Consider the following 8,319-nt stretch of genomic DNA (forward strand, 5'->3'; position numbering starts at 1 on the left):
AGGGAACGTTTCCTGCCCGCTGATTGCGTCACTGCAAGACGGAACGAAGCTCGCTGCATCGGCGCGGGGGAGTCACGGGGTGACTACGCCTTAGCGTGCTTTATTTTCCGAATTCTGAGACGACCCCAGCAGGAAAAAGCCAAAAGCGCGGCTGATAAAAAACGCATTACGCAGAAGCTGAAGCAGACGGCTTTTGCGGGGGCGAAGAACTATCAGTACGTAATGAGCGAACAGCCTGAAATGCGCAGCATCCAGCCGGTTCACGTCTGGGATAACTACCGCTTTACCCGGTTTGAGTTTCCGGCCAATGCGGAGTTACCGCAGGTCTACATGATCTCGGCCAGTGGCAAAGAAACGCTGCCTAACTCTCATGTTGTGGGTGAGAACCGCAACATCATCGAGGTGGAAACCGTCGCTAAAGAGTGGCGTATTCGTCTGGGCGATAAAGTCGTTGGCGTTCGTAATAATAATTTCGCGCCGGGCGCCGGTGCGGTAGCAACCGGTACGGCTTCCCCGGATGTGCGCAGGGTTCAAATTGGGGAGGATAACTGATGGCCCGTAAAAGTGTCGATGTAGATCAGGAACTCGATGAAAACACCGGAGACGGTGAATTTGAAAGCGAGCGTGGCGGATTTAATGGCAGTAACCGCCGTTCGGCTCCTGGTATGAAAGCCTTTGTCATACTGATGGCGCTGCTTGCTTTGGTATTCATCGGGATTACGGTCATGGGTAAAATTCGCGCCCCGGCTAAAGCTGAAGCTGATAAAGACGGTGGTAAAGCGCAACAGGCCAATACACTGCCAAACTACAGCTTTAACAGCGATCCTGATGTTAATAAACCTGCAACTGCGCAGAATAGCGCCACTGATGCCCGTGCTGTGCAGGCTGCCGCACAGGCAGATGCAGATGCGGGCAGCAGCAATACCGGCGCGCGTACCTCTAATAAGCGTAAAGAACCTTCGCCTGAAGAACTGGCTATGCAGCGTCGTCTGGGCGGCGAGCTGGCCCAGACTAATCAGGCGGCTACAAGCAATAGTCCCGGAGTGCAGCCCCAGGACAACGAAACAAGCGAAGGTAGTTCAGCACTCGCTAAAAACCTGACTCCTGCAAGGCTGAAGGCTAGCCGCGCTGGAGTCATGGCTAATCCCAGCCTGACTGTTCCGAAAGGCAAAATGATCCCCTGTGGTACCGGCACCGAGCTGGATACCACTGTTCCGGGTCAGGTTTCCTGCCGGGTTTCACAGGACGTTTACTCAGCTGATGGACTCGTTAGGCTGATTGATAAAGGCTCATGGGTTGACGGGCAGATTACCGGTGGTATCAAAGACGGCCAGGCGCGCGTGTTTGTTCTCTGGGAGCGTATCCGCAATGACCAGGACGGAACAATCGTTAATATTGACAGTGCCGGAACGAACTCACTCGGCAGCGCGGGGATTCCGGGCCAGGTGGATACCCATATGTGGGAGCGTCTGCGTGGTGCGATCATGATTTCGTTGTTCTCTGACACCTTAACGGCGCTGGTTAACCAGACGCAGAGTAATAACATTCAGTACAACAGTACAGAAAACAGCGGTGAGCAGCTGGCGTCTGAAGCACTCCGCTCTTACATGTCTATCCCCCCTACCCTCTACGATCAGCAGGGTGATGCGGTGAGCATTTTTGTTGCCCGCGACCTCGATTTCAGCGGCGTTTATACGCTCGCAGACAACTAAAAAAGTGGGCGCTTAGCGCCCGCTTTTCTTCAGGAGTAATCATGACTGATGCAGCTTTCTATCAACTTGGCCCACTGCGCGAGTATTTAGAAGATCCTACTGTTTTTGAAATTCGCATTAACTGCTTTCAGGAAGTTATCTGTGATACGTTCAGCGGCCGCAGGGTTGTGCAGAACGCGGCAATTACGGCAGATTTTATTAGGAACCTTGCTAAATCGTTGGTGAGCAGCAACAAGCTGACCATGCAGGCCATTAATGACGTGATCCTGCCTGGCGGGATCAGGGGCGTTATCTGTCTGCCCCCTGCGGTGATTGACGGTACAACGGCCGTAGCGTTTCGTAAGGATTTGGCGGCCGATAAAAATCTGGAGCAGCTGACCCGCGAGGGGATTTTCAGTGACTGCCGGAAGATTACCGGCAGCAAGCAAAGCCTAACGGATGATGATTTTTTCCTTAAAGAGCTGCACAGCAGCGAAAAATGGCCCGCATTCCTGCAAACCGCCGTTGAGAAGAAACGCACTATCGTGATCTGCGGTGAAACCGGGTCGGGGAAAACGGTACTCACGCGCGCGCTGTTAAAATCGCTACATAAAGACGAGCGTGTAATTATTTTAGAGGACGTTCACGAAGTCACGGTCGATCACGTTGTAGAAGCCGTTTATATGATGTACGGCGATGCAGGAAAGATCGGCCGCGTCAGCGCCACTGATGCCCTGCGAGCCTGTATGCGTCTGACACCGGGCCGTATCATCATGACTGAGCTTAGGGATGATGCTGCGTGGGATTATCTTAAAGCACTTAATACCGGCCATCCAGGCGGTGTTATGTCAACGCACGCTAACTCTGCGCGCGATGCCTTTAACCGTATTGGGCTGCTTATCAAGGCGACCCCTATCGGCCGTATGCTCGATATGAGCGATATTATGCGAATGCTCTACTCCACCATTGACGTTGTGGTGCATATGGAAAAGCGGAAAATCAAAGAAATTTATTTTGACCCTGAATATAAAATGCAGTGTGTGAACGGGAGCCTGTAATGAAAAACTTAGCAACCTGGCTTCTGGCCGCAGCATTTACGACAGCCGCCCTGCCCGCCTTTGCGGTGGAACCATCCGTTCAGGTTGGCTACTCGCCTGAAGGAAGCGCCCGCGTTCTCGTCCTGAGCGCCATTGACTCCGCAAAAACCTCGATACGGATGATGGCTTATTCTTTTACCGCCCCGGATATTATGAAAGCACTGGTAGCAGCCAAAAAACGGGGAGTTGATGTGAAAATCGTAATTGATGAAAGGGGCAATACGGGGCGCGCCAGCATTGCGGCCATGAACTACATAGCGAACAGCGGCATCCCTTTGCGTACTGACAGTGATTTCCCTATCCAGCATGACAAGGTGATCATCGTGGATAATGTGACCGTTGAAACTGGCAGCTTTAATTTCACCAAAGCGGCCGAAACGAAAAACTCGGAGAATGCGGTGGTGATCTGGAACATGCCTAAGCTCGCTGAATCATTCCTCGAACACTGGCAAGACCGCTGGAATCGGGGGAGAGACTACCGTTCCAGCTACTGAATACTGACCGCCAAAAGGCGGTTTTTTTGTTCAAAGAAACTGATCTCAGTATCGCGCCCGGGGCAGCTGGCCAACGTCGCCGGCATCGCGCCGGCAAAAATCGAAAAACAGAAATATCAGCAAGATAGCTTAAACAGGTGTCGGGAAATTTCGTTGAGATATTTTGAAGGAATCACAGTGTAAGCAGGCGCTTTTTCAGGGAGGCGCGTTCTTGCGGGTTGCGTCCCTTGTGATTGGCGATGCGATCCGCCGTGGCGGCCTGGCGCTTGACGGGCCAGTAGGAGCGGCCATCCTTGCCCATCGACCAGACGCTGCTGGCCTGGTTTTCCAGCAGGGGCAGATGGGCGCTCAGGGCTTCGGGCGACGCGCTGGTCAGCGCCGTGCGCTCACGGGTGCGCCAGCGCTGATGCCAGAGCTTCTTGTCCTCGCGCTCGCTGCCGCAGGTCGTGTGCCCGACGATGGGTGTTTTGCGGCGGCTGCGGCTCATAACGTAGTGGTCTCCAAGAACATTCAGGACTGATCCCAGGCGTCGATGGTCAAGACCTGATCGGCAGGACAGGCGGCTACGCGGTCGGGAACTGGATGGTGTTCAGTCTCATGCCGACCCCATTCGATTGATCGCGTCGCTTGCGGCACGCTGCGACGCAAGGAGGTTTGCGACCTGGTTTAGCAGCCGTGTCCGCTGCATGTCTGTTACCTATCTCCCCGACCGCTCATTGGACCAACTCCAGAGATTGGGCTCTATCGCTCAGCCAATACGAAACCGGCATTGGCTGATGCCACAACCGAGACTAACACAAATGGCTCGGTACCTGTATTTCGCGCCCCGTGCACTTGGCCCGGTCTTGCCACGGCTATCTCACCTTCCCTGAGGGCACGAACAATCCCATTGCCCTGAAAGTAATCAGCCATTCCCGACAAAACAGTCCACGTGTCTTGGCCGTGAGGATGAATGTGAGCCGCAATTTCCTGCCCGGGATGGACATGCCAAACCACGATAATTGAGTCTCGGGTTTCAAGCACAACGGAACGAATAGGCTCGCCTTCGGACGGCTGAACATACTCGGCTACAGAAAATATTCTCGATTCAACAGTCATCGGAGATCCCTCTTTCACAGTTGTCGTTACGGTCTTCATCGTCGGCATCCTGACGCACGGCGGGCAATTGCTGGAGCAACGCCGGCAGCCATTCCTGTACCGTCTCCCACACCACATCGAGGTTGATGTCGAAATAGCCGTGAGCCATGCGATTACGCATATTGCGCATGCTGCGCCACGGCACGTCGGCATGCGCCTGGGTGAACTCGACGTAGCCATCCATCACCTTTGTGGCCGCCTCGCCGATGACGATCAGGCTCATGATGACGGCCTGCTGGGTGCGCTTGTCGGCCAAGAAGTCGTCCTTGGCCATCCCTTCCACGAAGCTGCGCGCATCGGTTGCGGCCTGCTGAATGTGGTCGAGGTAATCGGGCAGGCGGTTCTCGCTCATATCGGTTGCGCCTCCGCGAGCACCTTGGCCCGGAACTTCGGCGGCAGGTCGCCGGGAGTCAGCAGATCGACGTCAACGCCGAGCAGCGATTTCAGTTCTTCTTCCAAATCGCCCAAGTCCAACAACGTGGCACCGGGCAGCGCATCGACCAACAGGTCGAGGTCGCTGCCATCCCGGTCGGTGCCATGCAGCACCGAGCCGAAGACGCGCGGGTTCGCGGCGCGAAAGCGGCCTACCGCTTCACGCACTGCGCTTCGCTTCATGTCAAGCACAACAGACGGTCGCATGCGCATCCTTTCTTATCGAAACTCGTTGAGATGATATGCAATCAAGAATAGAATTTCAAGAACTATTTTCGAGAATCGCAATGCCTTGCTTCCCGTGCCGCGCCGGTTGCCTTGGCGGGCTTGTCACAAACCTACGTTTTCAAGAAGAAGGAAACCGCATGCCCCGCCGTTCGATCCTCTCCGCCGCCGAGCGCGAAAGCCTGCTGGCGTTGCCGGACACCAAGGATGAGTTGATCCGTCACTACACGTTCAGCGAAAGCGACCTCTCCATCATCCGGCAGCGGCGCGGCCCGGCCAATCGGCTGGGCTTCGCGGTGCAGCTCTGCTACCTGCGCTTTCCCGGCGTCATCCTTGGCGCTGATGAGCCACCGTTCCCGCCATTGCTGAGACTGGTCGCCAACCAGCTCAAGGTCGGCATCGAAAGCTGGGACGAGTACGGGCAGCGTGAGCAGACCCGACGCGAGCACCTGGTCGAGCTGCAAACGGTGTTCGGCTTCCAGCCGTTCACGATTGGCCACTACCGGCAGGCTGTCCAGTTGCTGACCGAGCTGGCCATGCAAACCGACAAGGGCATCGTGCTGGCCAGAGCCTTGATCGAGCACCTGCGGCGGCAGTCGGTCATTGTGCCCGCCCTCAACGCCGTCGAGCGGGCGAGCGCCGAAGCGATTACCCGCGCCAACCGGCGTCTCTACGACGCCTTGGCTGAGCCGCTGACGGACGTGCATCGCCGTCGCCTCGACGATCTGCTCAAGCGCCGCGACAACGGCAAGACGACGTGGCTGGCCTGGCTGCGGCAATCCCCGGTCAAACCGAACTCGCGGCACATGCTGGAACACATCGAACGCCTCAAGGCGTGGCAGGCGCTCGACCTGCCCTCCGGCATCGAGCGGCTGGTTCACCAGAACCGGCTGCTCAAGATCGCCCGCGAGGGCGGCCAGATGACGCCCGCCGACCTGGCGAAGTTCGAGCCGCAGCGGCGTTACGCGACCCTGGTGGCGCTCGCCATCGAGGGCATGGCCACCGTCACCGACGAAATCATCGACCTGCATGACCGCATCCTGGGCAAGCTGTTCAATGCCGCCAAGAACAAGCATCAGCAGCAGTTCCAGGCATCCGGCAAGGCGATCAATGCCAAGGTGCGGCTGTTCGGGCGCATCGGCCAGGCGCTGATCGAGGCCAAGCAAGCGGGCCGCGATCCGTTCGCCGCCATCGAGGCCGTCATGTCCTGGGATGCTTTCGCCGAGAGCGTCACCGAAGCGCAGCGGCTCGCGCAACCCGAGGACTTCGATTTCCTGCACCGCATCGGCGAGAGCTACGCCACGCTGCGCCGCTACGCGCCGGAATTTCTCGACGTGCTCAAGTTGCGGGCCGCGCCCGCCGCCAAGGACGTACTCGACGCCATCGAGGTGCTGCGCAGCATGAACAGCGACAACGCCCGCAAGGTGCCCACCGACGCGCCGACCGAGTTCATCAAGCCGCGCTGGCAGAAGCTGGTGATGACCGACACCGGCATCGACCGGCGCTACTACGAACTGTGCGCGCTGTCGGAGCTGAAGAACGCGCTGCGCTCCGGCGACATCTGGGTGCAAGGCTCGCGCCAGTTCAAGGACTTCGAGGACTACCTGGTGCCGCCCGCGAAATTCGCCAGCCTCAAGCAGGCCAGCGAATTGCCGCTGGCCGTGGCCACCGATTGCGACCAGTACCTGCATGACCGGCTGACGCTGCTGGAAACGCAGCTCGCCACCGTCAACCGCATGGCGCTGGCCAACGAGCTGCCGGACGCCATCATCACGGAGTCGGGCCTGAAGATCACGCCGCTCGATGCGGCGGTGCCCGATACCGCACAGGCCCTGATCGACCAGACGGCGATGATCCTACCGCACGTCAAGATCACCGAATTGCTGCTGGAGGTAGACGAATGGACGGGCTTCACCCGGCACTTCGCCCACCTGAAGTCAGGCGACCTGGCCAAGGACAAAAACCTGTTGCTGACCACGATCCTCGCCGACGCGATCAACCTGGGCCTGACCAAGATGGCGGAATTGTGCCCCGGCACGACCTACGCCAAGCTGGCCTGGCTGCAAGCCTGGCACATCCGCGACGAAACCTACGGGGCGGCACTGGCCGAGCTGGTCAACGCGCAGTTCCGACATCCCTTCGCCGGGCATTGGGGCGACGGCACCACGTCATCGTCGGACGGCCAGAACTTCCGCACCGGCAGCAAGGCCGAGAGCACCGGCCACATCAATCCGAAATACGGCAGCAGCCCAGGGCGGACGTTCTACACCCATATCTCCGACCAGTACGCGCCGTTCCACACCAAGGTCGTGAACGTCGGCGTGCGCGACTCGACCTACGTGCTCGACGGCCTGCTGTATCACGAATCCGACCTGCGGATCGAGGAGCACTACACCGACACGGCAGGGTTCACGGACCACGTCTTCGCGTTGATGCACCTGCTGGGCTTCCGCTTCGCCCCGCGCATTCGTGACCTGGGCGACACCAAGCTCTACATCCCGAAGGGCGATGCCACCTACGAGGCGTTGAAACCGATGATCGGCGGCACGCTCAACATCAAGCACGTCCGCGCCCATTGGGATGAAATCCTGCGGATGGCCACCTCGATCAAGCAGGGCACGGCGACGGCCTCGCTGATGCTCAGGAAGCTTGGCAGCTACCCGCGCCAGAACGGCCTGGCCGTCGCCCTGCGTGAGCTGGGACGCATCGAGCGCACACTGTTCATCCTGGACTGGCTGCAAAGCGTCGAGCTGCGCCGCCGCGTGCATGCCGGGCTGAACAAAGGCGAGGCGCGCAACGCGCTGGCCCGCGCCGTGTTCTTCAACCGCCTGGGGGAAATCCGCGACCGCAGCTTCGAGCAGCAGCGCTACCGGGCCAGCGGCCTCAACCTGGTGACGGCGGCCATCGTGCTATGGAACACGGTCTATCTGGAGCGGGCCGCGAACGCCTTGCGTGGCCACGGTCAAGCCGTCGATGACGGCCTGTTGCAGTACCTGTCGCCGCTCGGCTGGGAGCACATCAACCTGACCGGCGATTACCTCTGGCGCAGCAGCGCCAAGATCGGCGCGGGCAAGTTCAGGCCGCTACGGCCGCTGCAACCGGCTTAGCGTGCTTTATTTAATGAGATGGTCACTCCCTCCTTCCCGGTATTATGCTGAGGACAGGCTTTCATTCGGAGAACTATCATGGAAAACATTGCGCTCATTGGTATCGATCTGGGTAAAAACTCTTTCCATATTCATT

Annotated in this window: 9 protein-coding genes; 5 read left to right on the forward strand and 4 right to left on the reverse strand. The window is 58.3% G+C overall.

Annotation, left to right across the window (positions count from 1 at the left end; all coding sequences use genetic code 11):
* The 4 genes from OOJ59_RS27390 to OOJ59_RS27405 all read left to right on the forward strand — a co-directional run.
* Positions 1–552 (forward strand): TrbG/VirB9 family P-type conjugative transfer protein (locus OOJ59_RS27390; RefSeq protein ID WP_233604102.1); only part of this gene is annotated, 552 nt, incomplete at its 5' end.
* Positions 552–1,712 (forward strand): type IV secretion system protein VirB10, encoded by a 1,161-nt coding sequence (virB10, locus tag OOJ59_RS27395; RefSeq protein ID WP_012561145.1) that lies wholly within the window; start codon positions 552–554, stop codon positions 1,710–1,712. The genes OOJ59_RS27390 and virB10, both read left to right, overlap by 1 nt.
* 41 nt (positions 1,713–1,753) lie before the next feature.
* Positions 1,754–2,749: an ATPase, T2SS/T4P/T4SS family gene (locus OOJ59_RS27400; RefSeq protein ID WP_012561144.1), complete on the forward strand. Its 996-nt coding sequence runs from the start codon at positions 1,754–1,756 to the stop codon at positions 2,747–2,749.
* Complete coding sequence (locus OOJ59_RS27405; protein WP_000792636.1) at positions 2,749–3,282, forward strand: phospholipase D family nuclease; 534 nt, start codon at positions 2,749–2,751, stop codon at positions 3,280–3,282. The genes OOJ59_RS27400 and OOJ59_RS27405 overlap by 1 nt, the downstream gene beginning before the upstream one ends.
* Positions 3,283–3,454: 172 nt before the next feature.
* Here OOJ59_RS27405 and OOJ59_RS27410 read toward each other — a convergent pair whose 3' ends face one another.
* From OOJ59_RS27410 to OOJ59_RS27425, 4 genes are all read right to left on the reverse strand, one after another.
* Positions 3,455–3,769: a hypothetical protein gene (locus OOJ59_RS27410; protein WP_000091613.1), complete on the reverse strand. Its 315-nt coding sequence runs from the start codon at positions 3,767–3,769 to the stop codon at positions 3,455–3,457.
* 254 nt (positions 3,770–4,023) lie between these two features.
* Positions 4,024–4,380 carry a cupin domain-containing protein gene (locus OOJ59_RS27415; protein ID WP_000215515.1) on the reverse strand — a complete coding sequence of 119 codons (357 nt, stop codon included), beginning with the start codon at positions 4,378–4,380 and terminating at the stop codon, positions 4,024–4,026.
* The gene (locus OOJ59_RS27420) at positions 4,370–4,771 is read right to left on the reverse strand and encodes a HepT-like ribonuclease domain-containing protein (RefSeq protein WP_001293886.1); all 402 of its coding nucleotides are present in this window, start codon (positions 4,769–4,771) and stop codon (positions 4,370–4,372) included. The genes OOJ59_RS27415 and OOJ59_RS27420 overlap by 11 nt, the downstream gene beginning before the upstream one ends.
* The gene (locus OOJ59_RS27425; RefSeq protein WP_001247892.1) at positions 4,768–5,058 is read right to left on the reverse strand and encodes a nucleotidyltransferase family protein; all 291 of its coding nucleotides are present in this window, start codon (positions 5,056–5,058) and stop codon (positions 4,768–4,770) included. Before OOJ59_RS27425 ends, OOJ59_RS27420 begins: the two co-directional genes overlap by 4 nt.
* Positions 5,059–5,216: 158 nt before the next feature.
* Between OOJ59_RS27425 and OOJ59_RS27430 the strand changes: the two genes are divergently transcribed.
* Complete coding sequence (locus tag OOJ59_RS27430; RefSeq protein ID WP_032640605.1) at positions 5,217–8,183, forward strand: Tn3-like element ISPa38 family transposase; 2,967 nt, start codon at positions 5,217–5,219, stop codon at positions 8,181–8,183.
* Positions 8,184–8,319 lie beyond the last annotated feature (136 nt).

The sequence above is a fragment of the Citrobacter sp. W9 genome (genome assembly GCF_026719375.1).
GTDB classification, from domain to species: Bacteria; Pseudomonadota; Gammaproteobacteria; order Enterobacterales; family Enterobacteriaceae; genus Citrobacter; species Citrobacter werkmanii.